14 protein-coding genes are annotated in these 19175 nt (G+C 64.2%); all 14 read left to right on the top strand.

What is annotated here, in order from left to right; translation table 11 throughout:
• The first annotated feature begins 44 nt into the window (after positions 1 to 44).
• The 14 genes from AC1DIP_RS09910 to AC1DIP_RS09845 all read left to right on the top strand — a co-directional run bounded on the left by AC1DIP_RS09910 (position 45) and on the right by AC1DIP_RS09845 (position 19060).
• A complete protein-coding gene (locus AC1DIP_RS09910) occupies positions 45 to 2033 on the top strand; it encodes a penicillin-binding transpeptidase domain-containing protein (RefSeq protein ID WP_477733633.1) in 1989 nt (662 codons plus the stop codon).
• A gap of 25 nt (positions 2034 to 2058) precedes the next feature.
• Positions 2059 to 3741 (top strand): ABC-F family ATP-binding cassette domain-containing protein, encoded by a 1683-nt coding sequence (locus AC1DIP_RS09905; protein WP_477733632.1) that lies wholly within the window; start codon positions 2059 to 2061, stop codon positions 3739 to 3741.
• Positions 3742 to 3859: 118 nt separating this feature from the next.
• Positions 3860 to 4633, top strand: coding sequence for a DeoR/GlpR family DNA-binding transcription regulator (locus tag AC1DIP_RS09900; RefSeq protein ID WP_477733631.1), 774 nt, complete (start codon positions 3860 to 3862; stop codon positions 4631 to 4633).
• Positions 4630 to 5844, top strand: a complete 1215-nt coding sequence (locus AC1DIP_RS09895) for an MFS transporter (RefSeq protein WP_477733630.1) — start codon at positions 4630 to 4632, stop codon at positions 5842 to 5844. Before AC1DIP_RS09900 ends, AC1DIP_RS09895 begins: the two co-directional genes overlap by 4 nt.
• A gap of 22 nt (positions 5845 to 5866) precedes the next feature.
• On the top strand, positions 5867 to 7363 hold the full coding sequence (locus tag AC1DIP_RS09890) for a phosphatase PAP2 family protein (RefSeq protein WP_477733629.1): 1497 nt from the start codon (positions 5867 to 5869) through the stop codon (positions 7361 to 7363).
• A gap of 146 nt (positions 7364 to 7509) precedes the next feature.
• Positions 7510 to 8436: an ABC transporter ATP-binding protein gene (locus AC1DIP_RS09885; protein WP_477733628.1), complete on the top strand. Its 927-nt coding sequence runs from the start codon at positions 7510 to 7512 to the stop codon at positions 8434 to 8436.
• Positions 8433 to 9308, top strand: a complete 876-nt coding sequence (locus AC1DIP_RS09880) for an ABC transporter permease (RefSeq protein ID WP_477733627.1) — start codon at positions 8433 to 8435, stop codon at positions 9306 to 9308. The genes AC1DIP_RS09885 and AC1DIP_RS09880 overlap by 4 nt, the downstream gene beginning before the upstream one ends.
• Positions 9309 to 9582: 274 nt before the next feature.
• Positions 9583 to 10989 (top strand): amino acid permease, encoded by a 1407-nt coding sequence (locus AC1DIP_RS09875; protein WP_477733626.1) that lies wholly within the window; start codon positions 9583 to 9585, stop codon positions 10987 to 10989.
• 22 nt (positions 10990 to 11011) lie between these two features.
• Positions 11012 to 12313: a M18 family aminopeptidase gene (locus tag AC1DIP_RS09870; RefSeq protein ID WP_477733625.1), complete on the top strand. Its 1302-nt coding sequence runs from the start codon at positions 11012 to 11014 to the stop codon at positions 12311 to 12313.
• Between the two features lie 287 nt (positions 12314 to 12600).
• Positions 12601 to 15357 (top strand): WecB/TagA/CpsF family glycosyltransferase, encoded by a 2757-nt coding sequence (locus tag AC1DIP_RS09865; RefSeq protein ID WP_477733624.1) that lies wholly within the window; start codon positions 12601 to 12603, stop codon positions 15355 to 15357.
• The gene (locus AC1DIP_RS09860) at positions 15357 to 16223 is read left to right on the top strand and encodes a glycosyltransferase (RefSeq protein ID WP_477733623.1); all 867 of its coding nucleotides are present in this window, start codon (positions 15357 to 15359) and stop codon (positions 16221 to 16223) included. The genes AC1DIP_RS09865 and AC1DIP_RS09860 overlap by 1 nt, the downstream gene beginning before the upstream one ends.
• A gap of 242 nt (positions 16224 to 16465) precedes the next feature.
• The gene (locus AC1DIP_RS09855) at positions 16466 to 17032 is read left to right on the top strand and encodes a hypothetical protein (RefSeq protein ID WP_477733622.1); all 567 of its coding nucleotides are present in this window, start codon (positions 16466 to 16468) and stop codon (positions 17030 to 17032) included.
• Between the two features lie 4 nt (positions 17033 to 17036).
• Positions 17037 to 17714 (top strand): hypothetical protein, encoded by a 678-nt coding sequence (locus AC1DIP_RS09850; RefSeq protein WP_477733621.1) that lies wholly within the window; start codon positions 17037 to 17039, stop codon positions 17712 to 17714.
• A gap of 68 nt (positions 17715 to 17782) precedes the next feature.
• Positions 17783 to 19060 carry an O-antigen ligase family protein gene (locus AC1DIP_RS09845; protein ID WP_477733620.1) on the top strand — a complete coding sequence of 426 codons (1278 nt, stop codon included), beginning with the start codon at positions 17783 to 17785 and terminating at the stop codon, positions 19058 to 19060.
• Positions 19061 to 19175 lie beyond the last annotated feature (115 nt).

Raw genomic sequence — 19175 nt, 5'->3', positions numbered from 1 at the left:
CCGGGGTGGCGCGGCCCACGTCCGGTCCGGGGGATAATGGCGCGATGGGGAAATCAACAAAACTTTCGCTTGCCGTAGCTGCGCTCATTCTCGGCACCTCACTGGTGGCCTGCGATGACGGAAAGTCCGGGGCGGAAGCTGCCGCGCAACAACTGGCCGGCGCGGTCTCCGCGCTCGACGTAGGGTCTGTGGCTTTCGAGGGCAAAGACGCCGCGGCGGCAAACGACCAGCTGCACCAGGTTTTCGCGGCCCTGGACCCGCAAAAGCCAGAGGTCCAGGCAGGCACCCTGACGCTGGACGGGGACAACGCGTCCGCTCCCTTGAACTACACCTGGAAGTTCGGCGATGCTGAGTGGAAATACACCAGCGCAGCGAACTTCAGGAAGTCCGGCGACAAATGGCTCACCGTTTGGGACCCGGCCCTCCTGGCACCGGGCCTGGCAGACAGCGAGATTGTGACCAAGGGATCCCAGTCCCCCCAGCGCGCAGACATCCTTGGTGCTGGCGACGTCCCGCTGGTGACTTACCGCCCCGTAGTGAACGTAGGCATCGACAAGCCGCAGCTCGGCACCGCGGACCCGGCCGATGCCGCCGGCAAGCTGGCGGCACTGGTGGGGGTGGACCCTGCCGCGTACGTGCAGCAGGTCAAGGCGGCCGGGGCGCAGGCCTTCGTTTCCGCCATCACGCTGCGTGAAGAAGGCCGCACCATCTCAGACGAGCAGATCGCGGCCATTCCGGGCGCCCGCGGCATCCCGGCGTCGATCCCCCTGGCCCCGAGCAGGACGTTTGCCCGCGCGGTGCTCGGATCGGTTGGCGAAGCCACCGCCGAACAGATCGAGGCCTCGAAAGGCGTTCTCACTGCGGGTGACGTCACTGGTATCGGCGGGCTCCAGCAACAGTATGACGAACAGCTTCGTGGCTCGGACGCGGTGGTCATCCGCGCGCAGCGGGCAGACCTGACCCGCGAACAGATCCAGTCGGCGGGTACGGACCCGCGGCGCGTCCTCTTCCAGGTGGCACCCAAGCCCGGGACGCCCCTGAAAACCACGCTCGATCCGCGGCTTCAGTCGCTGGCTGAAACCACCCTGGAAAAAGTGGGTCCGGCGTCGGCCATTGTGGCCCTCCGTCCCTCCAGCGGCGCCGTGCTTGCCGCCGCCTCAGGGCCCGGCAGCAACGGCTACAACACGGCCATGCTGGGGCAGTACGCCCCCGGCTCCATTTTCAAGATGGTGGATTCCCTGGCGATGTTCCGCAACGGGATGACGCCGGACTCCACCGTCCAGTGCACGCCCACGCTCGCCGTGGACGGGCGGACCTTCAAGAACTCCGAAGGCTACCCCGAAACCTCGCTGGGTGCGGTCACCCTGCGCGACGCTTTTGCCCATTCCTGCAACACCGCCTTCATCTCGCAGCGCGACTCTGTCTCACAGGGCCAACTCGAAGCGGCAGCCACGTCCATGGGAGTTGCGGTTGAGGCACCCAAACTCGGCGCCGAAGCATTCCTGGGTTCCGTTCCCGGCGAGGCCCAGGGCACGGAACATGCGGCCTCCATGATTGGCCAGGGCAAGGTGCTGCTGTCCCCGCTGGCCGCAGCGATCATGGCCGGCTCGGTCGCCAAGGGCGCCCCGGTCTCGGCGCAGCTGGTCCTCAACCCCGACGCCGGTGCTCCCGCCGCCGGAACAACGGCGGGGTCCACGGCTCCAGCAGCCGAAGCATCGGCGACGGCCACTGCTGAGGCGCCCTCCACGGCGTCGGACAAGCCCATCACCGCAGCGGAGGCGGCATCGCTGGCTGACATGATGCGCGCGGTCGTCACTTCCGGGCATGCGGGCTTCCTGTCCAGCGTCCCGGGCGCACCGGTGGGAGCCAAAACGGGAACCGCCGAATTCGGCACCGAGAACCCGCCCAAGACCCACGCCTGGATCGTGGCCGTCCACGGTGACCTGGCCGTGGCGGTCTTCGTGGAGGACGGCGGCCTGGGCGCCACCACCTCCGGTCCATTACTGAAGCAGTTCCTCACCGCCGCCGGCTAGGAAGCGGCATGGGAGGATTGACGGCGTGGCCCATATTGACGTTTCCGGCATCGACTACTTCCTCTCCGACGGCACCCAGCTGCTGAACGGGGTGACCTTCAAGGTCCCGGACGGCACCAAGACCGCCCTGATCGGCCCCAACGGCACAGGCAAAACCACCCTGTTCCGGATCATCGCCGGGGACCTGGTCCCGGATGAAGGCGTCATCGGGCGGTCCGGCAACATGGGCATCATGCGCCAGTTCGTGGGCCAGGTCCGTGACGGCTCCACGGTCCGGGACCTCCTGGTATCCGCCGCTCCCCCGGCGTTGGCTGCCGCTGCCCGCGAGGTTGATGAGGCCGAGCTGGCCATGATGGAGCACGACGACGAGCCGACCCAGATGCGCTACGCCCAAGCCATCGTGGACTGGGGGGATGCGGGCGGCTACGACGTCGAAACGGTCTGGGATGAGGTCTGCATGGCCGCGCTGGGACTCCCCTTTGACCGCGCGCAGCACCGCCCGGCGTCGACCCTTTCCGGCGGCGAGCAGAAGCGGCTGGTGCTGGAGGCACTTTTCGCCGGCCCGGACGACCTCCTGCTCCTGGATGAGCCGGACAACTACCTCGACGTCCCGGGCAAGCGCTGGCTCGAGGAAAAGCTGAATGAGTCGAAGAAGACGGTCTTCTTCATCAGCCACGACCGGGAACTGCTGAACAACGCTGCCGGCCGCATTGTCACCCTGGAGCCCGGAATCAACGGCGCTGCGGCCTGGATCCACGGCGGTGGCTTTGGGTCCTACGTGGAGGCCCGCGCGGACCGGAACGCGCGGTTCGAGGAACTCCGCAAACGCTGGGACGAGGAGCACATCAAGCTCCAGGAACTCGTCAACATGTACAAGAACAAGGCCGCCTTCCGCTCCGACATGGCCAACCGGTACCACGCGGCGCAGACCCGGCTGGCCAAATTCCTGGAGGTGGGGCCGCCCGAGGCGCTGCCCATCGAGCAGAACGTCCAGATGCGGCTCAAGGGCGGCCGGACGGCCAAGCGGGCCATCGTGGCGGAGCGGCTGGAGCTGACGGGCCTGATGAAGCCGTTCTCCACCGAAGTGTGGTTCGGTGACCGCGTCGGTGTGCTCGGATCCAACGGCTCCGGCAAATCGCACTTCCTGCGGCTGCTCGCCACCGGGGGCACCGACCCCGAACGCGAGCACCTCCCCGTCTCCGATGTGGAGATCGCCGAGGTGCCCCATGAGGGAACCGTGAAGCTCGGTGCCCGGATCCGGCCCGGATTCTTCGCCCAGACCCACGTCCGACCCGACCTGCTGGGCAAGACCCTCTTGGAGATCCTGCACCGCGGCGACGAGCACCGGTCCGGGCTGGGCCGCGAAGCCGCCGCCGGCGCGCTGGACGGCTACGGCCTGGCGGGTCAGTCGGAACAGAAGTATGAGTCCCTCTCCGGCGGCCAGCAGGCCCGGTTCCAGATTCTGCTCCTCCAGCTCAGCGGTGCCACGCTGCTCCTGCTGGACGAGCCCACGGACAACCTGGACCTGCACTCGGCCGAAGCGCTGGAACGGGCCATTGACCACTTTGAGGGGACCGTGCTGGCCGTGACGCACGACCGCTGGTTCGCGCGGACCTTTGACCGGTTCCTGGTTTTCGGATCGGACGGCAAGGTCTACGAGTCCGCGGAGCCCGTATGGGATGAACAGCGGGTTGAGCGCGCCCGCTGAGCGGTTGTTCCATCAGATATGGCTGCTTCCCACGTGGTTTAGCAGCCGCATCTGATAGGGCACATGCGGTGCCGATCAACTGAGTGAGCAAATGATCAGAAATTGATAGCATTTGATCATGAAGACGGATGAACGGCACCGGGCCATCGCCGAAGTCCTGCGGCAGCAGCCGGAGGTGAGCGTGGAAGAGTTGATGCAGGCCTGCGGCGCCTCCGGGGCAACCATCCGCCGCGACCTCGAGGTTTTGGCCGGTCACGGTGTCCTTCGCAGGGTCCACGGCGGAGCCAGGAGCCTGATCGGGCAGGGGCAGAATCCCGGCTACGGACAGCGTGAGCTGGAGGAGCAGGACGGCAAGAGGCGGATTGCGGCGGCCGTCGCAGGCCTCCTGGCAGAGAACGAACACGTCTGGCTGGACAGCGGAAGCACTGCCACCGCGGTGGCACGGGCCGTAGCGGGCAGGGCACTGACGCTGATGCCCATGTCCCTGCAGGCCTTGAATGCGGCAGCCGAGGGAGACGGCGCGGCGGGTTCTCGGCCTGCGCTCCTGTTGCCCGGGGGCAGCGTGGCGCCCGGTGAACTCAGTTTCCGCGGACCACTGGCCGAGTCCACCATCAGGTCCCTGCGCTTTGACACCGCGGTGCTGACGCCGTGTTCCGTGGACTTCAAAGACGGACTCCTGGCCCATGACCTTGAAGACGCGGCCGTCAAAACAGCAGGCCTGGAGTCCGCAGCCCGGGTGGTGGTGGCCGCCTCAGCCGCAAAGTGGCAGGCCCACGCCAGGGTACTGGTGGCAGGACTGGACCGGGTGGACGTCATCGTCACGGACCGGAAATTCAGCGCACAGGACAAAGTCGAACTTGAAAAATACCCAGTGGAAGTAGTGAGCGTATGAGCACCAACACCGGAACGGATCAGCAGGCAGGACTAAAGGCCGCCGCTGCGGCGACCTTCGTGGTCTTCGGCATCAACGGGCTTGTGTTTGCCAGTTGGGCAGCCCGCATCCCCGCCGTGACCCAGACGCTGCACATCACATCCGGCCAGATGGGCACCCTGCTGCTGTGCACTGCCGTGGGATCCCTGCTCGCGCTGCCCACCGCCGGCCTGGTGGTGGGCAGGCTGGGAACGGCCAATACTGTGCGCTTTGCCGGACTCCTGGCTGCGGCCGCATTCATGGGCATCGCCATGTCGCTCCTCACTACGTCCATTCCGGGGACCGCCGTATCGCTGTTCTTCTTCGGAATTGGGATTGGCCTCTGGGATGTGGCGCAGAACATCGAAGGGGCGGACGTCGAGCACAAACTCCGGCGGACCGTCATGCCGCAATTCCACGCGGCCTTCAGCGGGGGCGCCTTCGTCGGTGCCCTGATCGGGGCAGCGCTCTCAACCCTGGGCGTCGACCTGCCCCTGCACCTGCTGGTGATCACCGCCGTGGTGGTATTGGTGGCACTGACCGTGCCGCGGTTCTTCCTTCCCCACATCTCCACGGCTCCCGCGGCAGGGGAGCCGAAACCTGCCAAGGGACCGTCAGCGTGGCGGGACAGCAGGACCCTGCTCATTGGAGTGGTGGTCCTGGGTGCCACCCTGACCGAAGGGGCCGGCAACGACTGGATCGCGAAGGCCTCTGTGGACGGTCTGGGGACTTCGGAATCCACCGGCGCGCTCATGTTTGCGCTGTTCGTCCTGGCCATGACGGCAATGCGGTTCCTTGGCGGCCGGGTCATCGACAAGTACGGCCGGGTGGCGGTACTCCGGACCAGCATGGCAGCCGCGGCAGCCGGGCTGGGGCTCTTTGTGCTGGCGCCAAATATCTGGCTGGCGGGGACCGGAGCTGCCCTGTGGGGCGTCGGCGCCGCCCTGGCCTTCCCCATGGGCATGTCCGCAGCATCGGACGACCCCAAACATTCAGCAACCCGCGTATCCGTCGTATCCACTTTGGGATATATATCTTTCCTGGCAGGACCGCCATTGCTGGGGTACCTCGGCGACCTCACCGGAATCCACACTGCGCTGCTGGCCATCATGGCGCCAATCCTGGTGGCGCTGCTCCTCGCCGGAGCGGCGAAGCCCCTGCGCGTTGAACAGGAGCCGGCTCCGGAGGAGTAGCCCGAGGGGTTAGGGTGATCCCATGCAAAGCACCAGGCCCCGGGGCCGGAGTTGGATCAGCCGCCTCGATAGATACCTCCTAGGGCATGTTTCGAGCCTGCCGGGAGGCAACCACGACGCCTTCTTTCGCCGCCTCTCCGCCTCCGCCAACCAAGGCAAGCTCTGGATAGGCGCGGCAGCGGTCCTGGCCCTCTTCCCAGGGAAGACCCGGAGGGCGGCGGTGCACGGGCTGATCGCCCAGGGCGTCGCCTCGGCAGTGACCAACGTGGTGTTCAAGACACTGCTCCCCCGGACCCGGCCGCTTCCCGAGCACCTGCCCGTCTTCCGCTTTGTGCATCCGCAGCCCACAAGCTCCTCCATGCCGTCCGGCCACTCCGCCTCAGCCGTGGCGTTCGCAGTGGGAGCCGGCCTGGTCCGGCCCGCCTTGGGGATCGCCCTGGCTCCTGCTGCCCTCGGCGTGGCCTATTCGAGGGTCCACACCGGCGCGCACTGGCCCTCCGATGTGCTCTTCGGATCGGCACTGGGCGCCGGGGCTGCCCTGGTGACCCGACACTGGTGGCCCGTCCGCCCGCCCATCCCCCAGACGGCGCGTGCGTGGACCACCGCACCGGCCCTGCCGGGCGGTGAAGGCCTCAGCATCGTAGTAAACACCCTGGGCGGCTCTTTCAAGGAGGAGACTGCGTCGGCGCTCCAAGAAGTATTCCCAAAGGCGCATATTAATGTCATACAGCCTGACGAAGACCTGGTGCAGCGGATCAATGCCACTGCAGACCATCCCGGCACCCGGGCCCTCGGCGTGTGGGGTGGAGACGGAACCGTCGGCGCTGCGGCCGCTGCCGCCGTCGAACGCTCCATCCCCCTGCTGGTGCTGCCGGGCGGGACACTCAACCACTTTGCCCGCGACGCCGGGACCGGCAGCCTCAAGGAGGCAGTCGCGGCCGCCGGAAAGGGCGAGGCAGCCCTGGCCGACGTCGGCGTGGTCACCGCGGAACGCGGGCTCCCGGGAAACCCTGAAGTCTCCCGGCTGATCATGCTGAACACCTCCAGCGTGGGCCTCTACCCGAACCTTGTGCGGCGGCGCGAACACCTGCAGCCGGCACTCGGCAAGCCGCTGGCTGGTGTGGTGGCCATGTTCCGAACCTTTGCCGCCGGTACGCCCACAACCTTGACCGTGGACGGCATCCGCCACAAGGTGTGGATCGCCTACCTCGGCCGCGGCCGCTACTATCCCCGGGACCACGCACCCCTGATCAGGCCGGTCATGGATGACGGGGTCCTCGACGTCCGGCTGATCACCGCCGACGAATCCTTTGCCCGGCTCCGGCTGCTCTGGTCGGTGCTGACCGGGACGGTGGCGAGCTCAACGATCACCCACCTGCGGGAAGCCACCGAGGTGCGGATCGACGCGGGCGGCGCGCCCATGGCACTGGCAGTGGACGGAGAAGCGCTGGCCGGAGTCCGGAAGGTGGCCTACGAAGTACGCCCCAAGGCATTGACGTACTACTCGCCACGCCCCTGACATGGCTGCGCAGGGGAGACCAACCCTGATTCTCCCCTGAATCATCCCTGAAACCGGCGAAAAGCGGCGCCCGCCTCGGTAGCGTGGGGAAGGTATCCGCACCCCACAACGTCCGCAGCCGTCCGCTGCCGTTCAAAGGATGATTCATGATCGAGGTAAACGGGCTGACAAAGGTCTATGGCGACAAAACCGCCGTGGCCGGTGTCAGCTTCACCGTCAGGGCAGGGCAAGTCACCGGCTTCCTTGGACCCAACGGGGCAGGAAAGTCCACCACCATGCGGATGATCATGGGGCTGGACCGGCCAACGTCAGGGTCTGCGACGGTAAACGGCCTGCCCTACGTGCAGCACAAAGCCCCGCTGCGGGAGGTGGGCGCCCTGCTGGATGCCAAAGCCGTCCACACCAGCCGCAGCGCCTACAACCACCTGCTGGCCATGGCCGCCACCCACAGCATTCCCAAAGCCAGGGTGCACGAGGTGATCGAAATGACCGGACTCGAGGCGGTGGCGCGCAAGAAGGCCGGCGGCTTCTCGCTGGGCATGGGCCAGCGCCTGGGCATCGCGGCGGCACTGCTCGGGGACCCGCAGACGCTCATCCTCGACGAACCCGTCAACGGGCTGGACCCTGAGGGCGTGGTGTGGGTGCGCAACCTGGTCCGGTATCTCGCCGGGCAAGGGCGCACCGTGTTCCTCTCCAGCCACCTGATGAGCGAGATGGCGCAGACGGCGGACCACCTGGTCGTCATCGGCCGCGGCCGCGTCATTGCCGATGCCCCCATCCGGGACATCATCACCGGGAAAGGCCAGTCCCGGGTCCGCGTCCGCACCGACCAGCCCGACCACCTCCGCCAGCTCCTGGCCGGCCGGGGAGCATCCATTGAGGCACCGGAACGGGAATTGCTGGAAGTGACGGGCCTGGATCCCAAAACCATTGCCGCCACGGCCCTGGAAAACCAAGTCATGGTGTATGAACTCACCCCCCTTGTTGCCAGCCTCGAGGAGGCATACATGGAACTGACCAAGGACGACGTCGAATACCACTCCCTGCCCGCTGCGGAGGTAGCCCACTCATGAGCTCCACGACCACTGAACCCATGCCCTCCCCCGCCGGCCCGGACTCCCGCAATGCAGGGCGCTCCCTTCCGGGGCCCACCTTTATCCGGGTGCTCAACTCTGAAGTCATCAAGTTCCGCAGCCTTCTCTCGACGCTGATCCTGCTCGCCTCCACGGCTGTGGTGATGGTTGGCTTTGGCGCGCTGTCCGCATGGGGGACGGGCCAGTTCGCCAATGCGGCCACCCGGGATCCACAGGCTGCTGCACGGATAGCAGCCCAGGGAGGAGACCTTGCCGTCAGCGTACCTACGTCCGGCATCGCCTTCGCTCAGCTGATCCTTGGCTCCCTTGGCGTGCTGCTGATGAGTTCGGAATTCACTACCGGGATGGCGCGGTCCACCTTCGCGGCGGTTCCCCGCCGCCTCCCCGCTTTCGGGGCCAAGCTGGTGGTGGTCATGGTCACCTCCTTCGTGGTCACGGCTGCCTCCACCTGGGTGGCCGGACTGGTGGCGGTACCCATCCTTGACAACTGCGGCCTGAAGCTGGACCTGGCCAGCTCACAGTCGGTCAAGCTCCTCCTGGTCAACAGCGTCTATGTGGCAGCCGTGGCCGCCATCGGCATGGCCCTGGGGACGCTGATCAGGAACTCTGCCGGTGGCATCATGAGCCTGGTGGGCATCTTCTTCGTGGCACCGATTGCTTTCCAGCTCATTCCCGGGGACTTCTTCAAGGAAGCCCGCAAGTACCTGCCGGGCAACACCGTGGAATCTTTGACGGCCGCCCAGCACGTTCCGGATACCCTGGAGGCCTGGCAGGCCGGACTGGTCCTGGGCGCCTGGGTGGTCATCCCTGTCCTGCTCGCGGCCGTACTGCTGAAGCGCCGGGACGTATAGCCCCGCGGGCCCGGTTTTAACCACGCGGCCGCTCCGGGCGCGTGGTGTCGGGCACATTACAAATATGCCTGGCAGAAAACTTTTAATGCTTGTGATGGTGTCCGCTTGGAGTGCCGTCCTGTCGGCGGGAATCAGATCTGTTGGAGTGCACAAAGCAAGGCGCATAATGGCGGATCTAGGGTGAAACGACGATGTGGTGCATCACACGGTTAGCCGGTGGTCCATCAAGGCACGTCGCTCAACCCATGCTATTTCCCAACAGGACGGCACTTCCATGCATGCTGACCAGCAACTTTCAAAGTCCCTGAAACCCAGGCACCTGTCCATGATCGCCATCGCCGGCGTCATTGGTGCAGGCCTTTTCGTCGGCTCGGGGGCAGCCATCCAGCAGGCCGGCCCGGGTATCCTCGTGGCGTATGCGGCCGCCGGCCTGGTGGTCATCCTGGTGATGCGCATGCTGGGCGAGATGGCCGCCGCAAACCCCGAAACCGGTTCCTTTTCTACCTATGCGGACAAGGCGCTGGGCCGCTGGGCAGGGTTCAGCATCGGTTGGCTCTACGCCTGGTTCTGGATCATCGTCCTGGGCATTGAAGCCACAGCGGGTGCAGCCATCATGCACCGCTGGGTGCCGGGCATCGACCAGTGGGTCTGGGCCCTGGTGCTCATGGTGCTGCTGACGCTCACCAATCTCGGTTCCGTAAAGTCCTACGGCGAGTTCGAGTTCTGGTTCGCCTCCATCAAGGTGGCGGCAATCGTCCTCTTCCTCATCTTTGGCGTCGCTGCCATCCTGGGCCTCATCCCCGGTGTCCCCGCACCCGGCCTGGACAACCTGGTCAATAACGGCGGCTTCATGCCGAACGGCCCCGGAGCCGTCCTGGCCGGCATCCTTGTAGTTGTCTTCTCCTTCTTCGGTGCCGAGATCGCCACCATCGCGGCGGGTGAGTCCGAAAACCCCGTGGACGCCGTGAAGAAGGCCGTAAAGTCCACCGTCTGGCGCATCCTGGTCTTCTACATCGGCTCCATCGCCATCGTGGTCACGCTGCTTCCGTGGAACTCCGCCTCCGTGGCCAAGAGCCCCTACGTGGCCGTCATCGAACTGTTCGGTATCCCCGGCGCCGGAACCATCATGGACGTCGTCGTCCTCACCTCCGTGCTGTCCTGCCTGAATTCCGGCCTCTACACCGCCAGCCGCATGCTGTTCTCGCTTTCCACCCGCGGTGACGCGCCCCGTGCCTGGACCCGCATCTCCCGCCGCGGTGTCCCCGCCGCCGCCGTGCTCGCCTCCACCGTGGTGGGCTTCGTGACGGTTGGCCTGAACTACATTGCCCCGGACACCGTCTTCCTCTTCCTGGTCAACACCTCCGGTGCCATTGCCCTGTTCGTGTGGCTGGTCATCTCGGCCTCGCAGCTGGTCCTCCGCCGTCGGATGGGTGCCGCAGCGAAGGACCTACAGCTGAAGATGTGGCTGTTCCCGTACCTCACCTGGGCGGCGATCATCAGCATCGTGGCCCTGCTCATCGGCATGGTGATCGTGGAATCCACCCGTGAATCCCTCCTGCTCTCCCTGGCGCTGGCCGCCGTTGTGGTGGCAGTGGGCGTCCTGCGGTACCGCCGCAAGGGCCCGGCAGTGGAGGCACAGCCCGCGGTGGCAACCGAGGCTGCCCCGGCTCCTGCGGAGTAGGGGCGGCGCTAGACTCGGGACCATGCCTTTGCCTTCCTCTGCCGCAGACCACATCCAGGACCTTGGCGCCTACGTCAGCGCATCGCCGTCGAGCTTCCACGCAGCGCACGAGGGAGGCCGGCGGCTCGAGGAGGCCGGATTCGTCCGCCTGGATGAGCTGGAGCCGTGGGAGGGCGGGGCGGGTTCGTTCTACATCATCCGCGACGGCGCGCTGATCGCGTGGGTGGTCCCGGAGGGCGCGGGACCGGCCACGGGATTCAACATCCTGGGCGCGCACACCGATTCGCCGTCGTTCAAGCTCAAGCCCAAGCCCACCACCGGTGCCCACGGCTGGCTTCAGGCGGGTGTTGAGGTCTATGGCGGCCCGCTGCTGAATTCCTGGCTGGACCGCGAGCTCCGGCTCGCGGGCCGGCTGGTGATGCTTGACGGCAGCGAGCACCTCACGGCCACCGGGCCGCTGCTCCGGTTCCCGCAGCTGGCCATCCACCTGGACCGGGCAGTGAACGAGGGGCTGGCGCTGGACAAACAGCGGCACATGAACCCGGTGTGGGGGCTCGGGAACCCCTCCGAGGCTGACCTGCTGGGCGTCCTGGCGGCTTCGGTTGCCGGGGCGTCCGTCGACCCGGCGCAAATTGGCGGGTACGACGTCGTCATTGCGGACACGCAGGAAGCGGCGGTTTTCGGGGGCAAGGGGGAGTTCTTCGCGTCCGGGCGGCTGGATAACCTTTCGGCCACGCACGCCGGACTGGCGGCGCTGACCGCCCACGCCGGTTCCGGGGCTGACGGCGGCCCCATTGCCGTCCTCGCGGCCTTCGACCACGAGGAAATCGGCTCCAACTCCCGCTCCGGCGCGTGCGGCCCCATCCTCGAAGATGTCCTGGTGCGCATCTCCGACGGCCTCGGCGCAACGGTGAGCCAGCGGCGGCAGGCCCTGGCGGCGTCGTTCTGCCTCTCTGCCGATGCCGGCCACGCGGTGCACCCGAACTACCCCGAGCGGCACGACCCGGCCAACCACCCCGTGCTGAACGGCGGTCCGCTGCTGAAAATCAACGCCAACCAGCGGTACGCCACGGACGCCTTCGGTGCCGCGTTCTGGGCCCGGCTCTGCGGCGACGCCGGGGTCCCGTACCAGGAGTTCGTCTCCAACAACGTGGTGCCGTGCGGATCCACCATCGGCCCCCTCACCGCCACCCGGCTGGGGATCCGGACCGTGGACGTGGGCGTACCGCTGCTGTCCATGCACTCCGCCCGCGAGCTGTGCGGCGTCGAGGATCCGTACCGCCTGGCTGCGGTGGCCGAGCTGTTCTTCGGGACTGCTGCGTAGGTCGTTCCGGCCTTTGGTCCGTCGGCATTGATACCCGCACAGCTCGTGCGGGTATCCACATAGTCGGGGGCAGGCGTATGGTCCGGCTTCCGGGGCCTGCCTAGCGTTGATGTGGAGATGCCCGCGGGGTGTTCGAGCCAAGGTTCCGGCACGTTCACGCATAACCGCTGGTGTCGCCATTGCCAGGTAAGCGACAGCAGGGCCGTTTAGGCGGGCCGCAGGCGTGTCGGGGGAGTGCAGCCCCTCTTCATGCCGCTTCGCGAGTGTGCCGCGAACATGGAGCCGGAATGACATCTGCACCACGAGTTCTTCCCCGCCGTATCCCAGAGCTGGGGATGGCAGACCCGATAGCACCGAGAAAGCCGGCCCATACCCGGGAGCGGCGGCTGTCCGGGTCCTCCTTCTTCCGGGCCGCCGAAGGTGGGGTCACTCAGGGCCGACCGGCGCGGGTGTGCCTTGGAGGTGTACCCGTTGACCTGATGGGGCGTGAAGAGGCCGTGGCAACCATCATGGAACGCGCTTCAGGCGCCGGTTCAGTGCCCTTGTGCGTGCTGTCCGCCAACCTGGATCACCTGAACCACTTCGGCGTGGGCGGCCGGTGGGAGGGGACCCTGGATGTCGCGCCCCTGGAGTGGCTGACGCTGCTGGATGGTGCTCCGCTGGTTTCGAGGGCAGGGGAACTGACAGGCCAAGGGTGGCCGCGCCTTGCCGGCAGTGACTTGATCGAGGTCTTACTGGATAAGGCAGCTGCCCAAGGGCTGTCAGTGGGGTTCCTAGGGGGAAGCCAGGAAGCGCAGTTGCTGGTTTCCGCTCGGCTCGGAGCCGAGCGGCCGACCCTGCGCGTAGCCGGATGGTGGGCTCCGCCCCGGCAGGTATTGACTGACTCATCTGCCTGTAAACGGCTTTGCAATGATATTCGGTACTCAGGCACAGACATCCTGGTTGTCTGCTTGGGAAAGCCACGTCAGGAACTCTGGATAGCGGAGTACGGGCACCTTACGGGAGCGAACGTCCTCCTGGCCTTTGGGGCCGTCGTCGACTTCCTGGCGGGCAATGTCCAGCGGGCGCCGGCGCAGGTCAGCAGCATGGGACTCGAGTGGGCCTGGCGGCTGGCTATCGAGCCGCGGCGGCTCGCAAAGAGGTATTTGCTGGAAGGGCCGGAGTCTTACGTGCGGCTCCGCCGGCACAGCACAGCCCTGGTGCCTGCCGTTCCGGCTGCGTCGCACACCTCGGCCGACGCCGTCACCCGCAGCTCCAGGCCCCGGGGGTTCACGCCTGTCAGCGAGCACGCCGACGTGGCGGCGCTGGTGGTCACCTATAACAACGGTTCCGATGTATGCGGAATGCTTGAAAGCCTGCTGCAGGAAACTACGGAGCAGTCGATCAAAGTGGTGGTGGCTGACAATTCGCCCAATCCCGAAACTTTGTTCTGCCTCCAGCAATACCCGGAGGTAATGGCCTTCGCGACCGGAGGAAATCTGGGCTACGCCGGCGGGATCAACGCCGCCCGCGCCCGGGCGGGCACCGCTGACGCCTATCTGGTGCTCAATCCGGATCTCCGTCTCCATTCAGGGTCCGTGCGCGCCATGCGCGCCTCTATGGGCAGGACTGGCGCAGGGGTTGTTGTTCCCCTTCTACGGGACGAAGACGGGGCGACCTATCCATCACTTCGCCGGGAGCCGAGCATTCTGCGGGCACTCGGTGACGCCACCTTGGGGAGCAAGCTCCCGGGCCGGCCGGGATGGCTTTCGGAAATGGATTTCGATGCCGAAAGCTACGCCCACCCGCACAGGGTGGACTGGGCGACAGGAGCAGCCCTGCTGGTCCGCGCCGACGTCGCCGAAAAAGTGGGGACGTGGGACGAAAGCTACTTCCTCTACTCCGAGGAGACTGATTACCTGCACCGCGTCCGGGCGGTGAACGCGTCCATTTGGTTCGAACCGTCGGCCGCCATGACGCATGGCCGGGGTGGATCGGGAAGCTCGCCGGCGCTGGATGCACTTATGAGCGCAAACCGAATCCGTTACGCCCGCAAGTTCCATAGCCTGGGCTACGCGCGTGCGTTCCGGGCCGCCGTTGTTCTTTCCACACTGCTGCGGGTTCCCCTTGCCGGCCACAGGGGAATTCTGGGGCTGGTTGCGAAGGAGTCGCGGTGGGCGGAACTTCCCCATGCCGTTGAGTACAGTCCATCCCGTGGTGTGACCGAGGACTTTCCCGCGGGAGCTGTCATCATTCCGGCACACAATGAGGCTTCGGTGCTCGGCAGGACTCTCGCGGCCCTCCAGCGGCCGTTAGCCACCGGCCAGGTGGAAGTTGTGGTGGCCTGTAACGGCTGCACCGACGCGACCGAAGGCATCGCCGCGGCCGTTCCCGGCGTGCGGGTCATCGACGTGCCTTCAGCCTCCAAGGTGGCTGCCCTCAATGCCGCCGATGCCGCCGCCGCGCGGTGGCCCCGGGTGTACGTGGATGCAGACATCGAGGTTCCGCCAGAAGCGCTGCACGCCACGCTGAAGGCGTTGTCCGACGATAACGGGGTGCTCTGTGCCCGGCCAGCCTTTGTCTACGACACGTCCGGAGCTTCCTGGTCAGTCCAGGCCTACTACCGGGCCCGCAACCGTCTTGCACAGTCGTCGGCATCGATGTGGGGGGCCGGGGTTTACGGGCTGAGTCAAGAGGGCCATGAGCGCCTCGGTGAGTTCCCCTGTCTGACGGCAGACGACTGCTACATCGACAGGCTCTTCAGCGACGCGGAAAAGATGGTCCTTGAATGTACGCCGGTAACCGTCCGCACACCGCGGTCCGCCCCGGTGCTCCTATCCACACTTCGCCGTGTCTACCGCGGCAATGCGGAGCTACGGGGGATGAGCGGGGCCCACACAGGGAAGACGGTGGGGGAGCTCGTTGGATCCATTACGGGGCCAGTGACCGCTTTGGACGCTGTGGTTTACGCCGCTTTTGCCCTTGGTGGACGCCTCCCACGGCGACGCCGCTCCATGAGTGCCTGGGAACGGGATCAAAGCAGCCGTGAAGGGAGTCAAGTCTAATGGAAGAAGTCGATCAGGTGCTGCTCACCAGATTCAACGTCCCCTCGGCAGGCTATGAAAGCCTAATTAGGGCCTCTGACGGTTGGCTTGCCAGGCGACTTGAACTGTTCGAGACATATTGCCTGCCGTCAGTAAAACACCAGACGGAGCAGCGCTTTCAGTGGCTGATCTATCTGGATCCGGAAAGCCCTGCGTGGCTAATAGAACGTATGGAAGCGCTTAAGGACACTCGTCCCTTCACTATGCGCTTACGCACGAAGGTGGACAAGGTCGACCTTATGGCTGACATCTCCCATGTCTTTCCTTATCCGAGAGCTCAACTGCTTTCTTCAAACCTGGACAATGATGATGGTCTAGCCGTCGACTTCACGGCACGCGTGCGAAAACTCGCAGAAGGTGAGCGCCACGCAATATATCTGTCGAACGGGCTTATACGACGCGGATCAGAAGTCTATTTGCATTCCGACCCCAGCAATGCTTTCTGTTCAGTTTTATCATCTTGGAATCAACCGGATACTTGCTGGGCGGACTGGCACAATCAGCTGGGCCGGAACATGCAGGTCGTTCATGATGGTGGTGCCCCAGCGTGGCTGCAAGTAATTCACGGGTCGAACGTCAGTAACAGAGTACGTGGTCGCAGAGTCGATCCGTCGGCCCTTAGGGACAGGTTTCCCGGATTGCTCGATGACGTGCCGGCGCCCTCAGGTTTTCACTTGTTAGCGGATTCCCTGATTCTCCGGAACCAGCGCTACCTTCGCGAATATCTAAGGACCTTATCTAAGAAAACCATTCAAGGTCTTGCCGGACGAGATGGGACCGACAAAATCAAACTCTGGTTGGGAAGTTCTGGAATTAGGAGCCGATAAGGAGCGAGTAGGCGGTTTGAATAGGCATCGGTGGGACACAGCTCGAGAAAGCAGACGATATGTGGTTACTTGATATGTTGAGAAGCCTACTTCGGCGTTGGTACGTATTAGTGGGCTTCCTAGTGCTCGCCCTCGGGGCGGCCCTGCTAGTACTTCAAGCCGTTCCGCCCACCTACAGTGCCAAAGGCAGCTTGGTTCTCATGCCTTCCGCATCTGCGGTGGGCCCGGGAGGAAATCCGTACATGTTTCTTGGAGGCATGGCGCAAGCCTTGGACGTGCTCTCCAGCAAGGTATCGGCCGAGGAGGTGCGCAAACCTATTCTCGACGCATATCCCGGCGCAACCTTCACGACTGAACCCGACCGCAGCAACAGCGGGTCTGTTATTTTGGTTCTCGTACGCGGCCAGGACCGCGATCAAGTGCTGGAGGAACTAAAGGCGGTTATGCAGGTCGTACCAGCCACCTTAACTGATTTGCAGGATGCACAATCCGTCCCGGTACCCGCGAGAATTACGGCACAAACGCTCGTTGTTGATAGGCAGCCAGGAATTGACTCGAAAGCGCGTACGACTGCCGTACTGGCAACAGCCGGTGCCGGTATTGCAGCGGCAGTTCTGCTGACAGGGTTCATCGATGGCAGGTTGCTGGCTCGAAGCACCGGTCGCACATCCGCGGCAGGCCTGAAATTGCCTTTGTTGAATGCCGGTATATCCAGGCGCAGGGCAGAATCTCGGGCACTCCACCAGAGCGATCACGGCGGCGCTGAGCCAGACCAGGGGCCCAAGCAGTCGACTGAAGTTGGAGGCTGAGGCTGTGACGGCTGGCATTCTTTTCCGGGTTATGGTGGCCCGGTGGTACGTCGTGGTTGCGTGCATGATCCTAGTAGCTGGTTTTGGCGCCTCCGTCGCCCAGAACACCCGTACCTACTGGGCTGAGATGCAGGTCTTCTTTGTGCAGCCGGGCGGGGGTTCGGTAGGCGTATTGGATGATGGAGCAGCTCCTTCGTTGATTAACTTTGCCGGTTTAGTCAAGCGTCGCGTCGCGAGTGAAGGCTCCGCCTATGAACTACCTTCCAGCAACGTGACCCTCTACGGCAGCGGAATTGTCAGGGGATACTCCATAACTCTTCCCAACGCCGGCAACCAATGGGCAGCCAGCTTCACAAAGCCGGTCCTGTCTGTGCAGGTTACCGGGGATTCGCCGCAAGAAGTTGCCCGCACCCTGCAAGATGCAATTGCTGCGATAAACCGTGCGGCCGTTGATTTGCAATCAAAAAGCGGTGCGGCTCCTGGGACATTCATAACTGTTGAACCATCGGCCAACGTCCCTAGAATAGAAGACGTTGGTAGTACTCTGGGAAGCCGGGCCAAGGGGATTACGGTCTTCCTCGTCTGCGGGTTGATATTCGCTGCTTACACCGCTTCCATTGTTGATCGCATTTTGAACTCAAGAACTGGGCCGACCAGGCTTGGACCGCGGGCAGCGAGATGACAAGGCATTCGCTTGGTACTTCGGTGTTCCTCCCGTCCGACTCGCGGAACGGCTGGCATGCGACGACAGTGCTCACGATCGGGCTCTCGCTGGTATGTGGTTTGCCTTCGTACCTTGGAATAGCGGCGCTGGGACCGGCGGGAAAGCCCGGAGTTTTATTATTTTTGGGGGCTTTGCTTTGGTGGATTTTGTTGCACCTGCAAAGGCCATTTCCGGTATTTGCAGGGCAAAATCCGGTCCGGCTCATTTTTTTCATATTCCTGTTTGTGATTCTGTTGAGCTATGCGATTAGCAGCTTTAGTGCATTGCCGACCAGGGAGAAAGGGTTGGCCGACGGCGGTCTTCTTAAAGCCTTAAGTTGGGCTGGAATTTTGTTACTCGCATGCGATGGCGTGACTGATCGGGAAAGACTCGTGGCAATTTGTAGGCGGGTTGTCTTCATTGCGTCTCTCATGGCCCTGCTGGGACTTATGCAGATGTGGTCGGGCCAGTCTTTGGTCTCTACAATCAACATTCCAGGCTTGGCGCCTGATTCAACGTTCGACAATATTCAGAGCAGAGCAGGGTTCACCCGGGCTGCTGCCACTGCGTCACACCCCCTTGAGTACGCCACAGTTCTGTCTATGGCACTCCCAGTAGCCTGCGTATTGGCAACCCACGACCTCGGAAGAAGAGGCATTCGTCGGTGGACTCCCGTCGTGCTGATCGCCCTGGCCGCATGGCTGTCCGTTTCACGCTCCGCATTAATTGGCCTGTTCATCGGGCTCGCCGTTCTGGCGCTAGGCTGGACAAGAAGAACGAGAATCCTGGCGGTCCTAACTGCCACTGCAGCGCTGATTGCCACCTATTTCTTCGTGCCCGGGATGATCGGGACGATTCGAGGCCTGTTTCTTGGCCTAGAGAACGACAGCAGTGCCAACTCCCGAACGAACAGTTTCGCAGTCGCTTGGGACATCGCTAGTCGTGGATCCCCTGTAGGGCGCGGATTCGGGACATTTTTGCCGGAGTACCAGATTCTGGATAACCAGTACTTAGGACTTTTCCTGGAAACTGGGATTATCGGTGCTCTAGTTTTCATTCTTCTTATTACTGCTGCATGCGTTTGTTGCTTAGCTGTTAGAAGGAACGTCTCAGATGAGCTACTGCGCAACATCAGCTACGCCGTTGTAGCTGCAATAACTTCCGGGGCAGTTACCTTTGGATTCTTTGACGCTCTGGCCTTCCCGATTTCTGCGGCCTTCATGTTCTTCTTCTTGGGCGTTGCCGGCGCTATTTGGCAAATCAGAATTGTTTCTCCTGGAGCTTCGCAAAAGAAGATGCGTAGTCGCTCACGTTTGTCGTTATAGTGCGATCGGCTCATCCGCCGGCCTGCCGGAACGTCGGATACGGATCGAACAGACAGGGATGAGACCGAGCACACCGCTTTGATGGCTGGTCCGAATGGTCCTGGACTCCGCTCGC

It is taken from the genome of Pseudarthrobacter sp. 05T312 (assembly GCF_056396685.1).
Note: the sequence above shows the minus strand (reverse complement) of the source record. Positions and strands in the feature narration are given on the sequence as shown.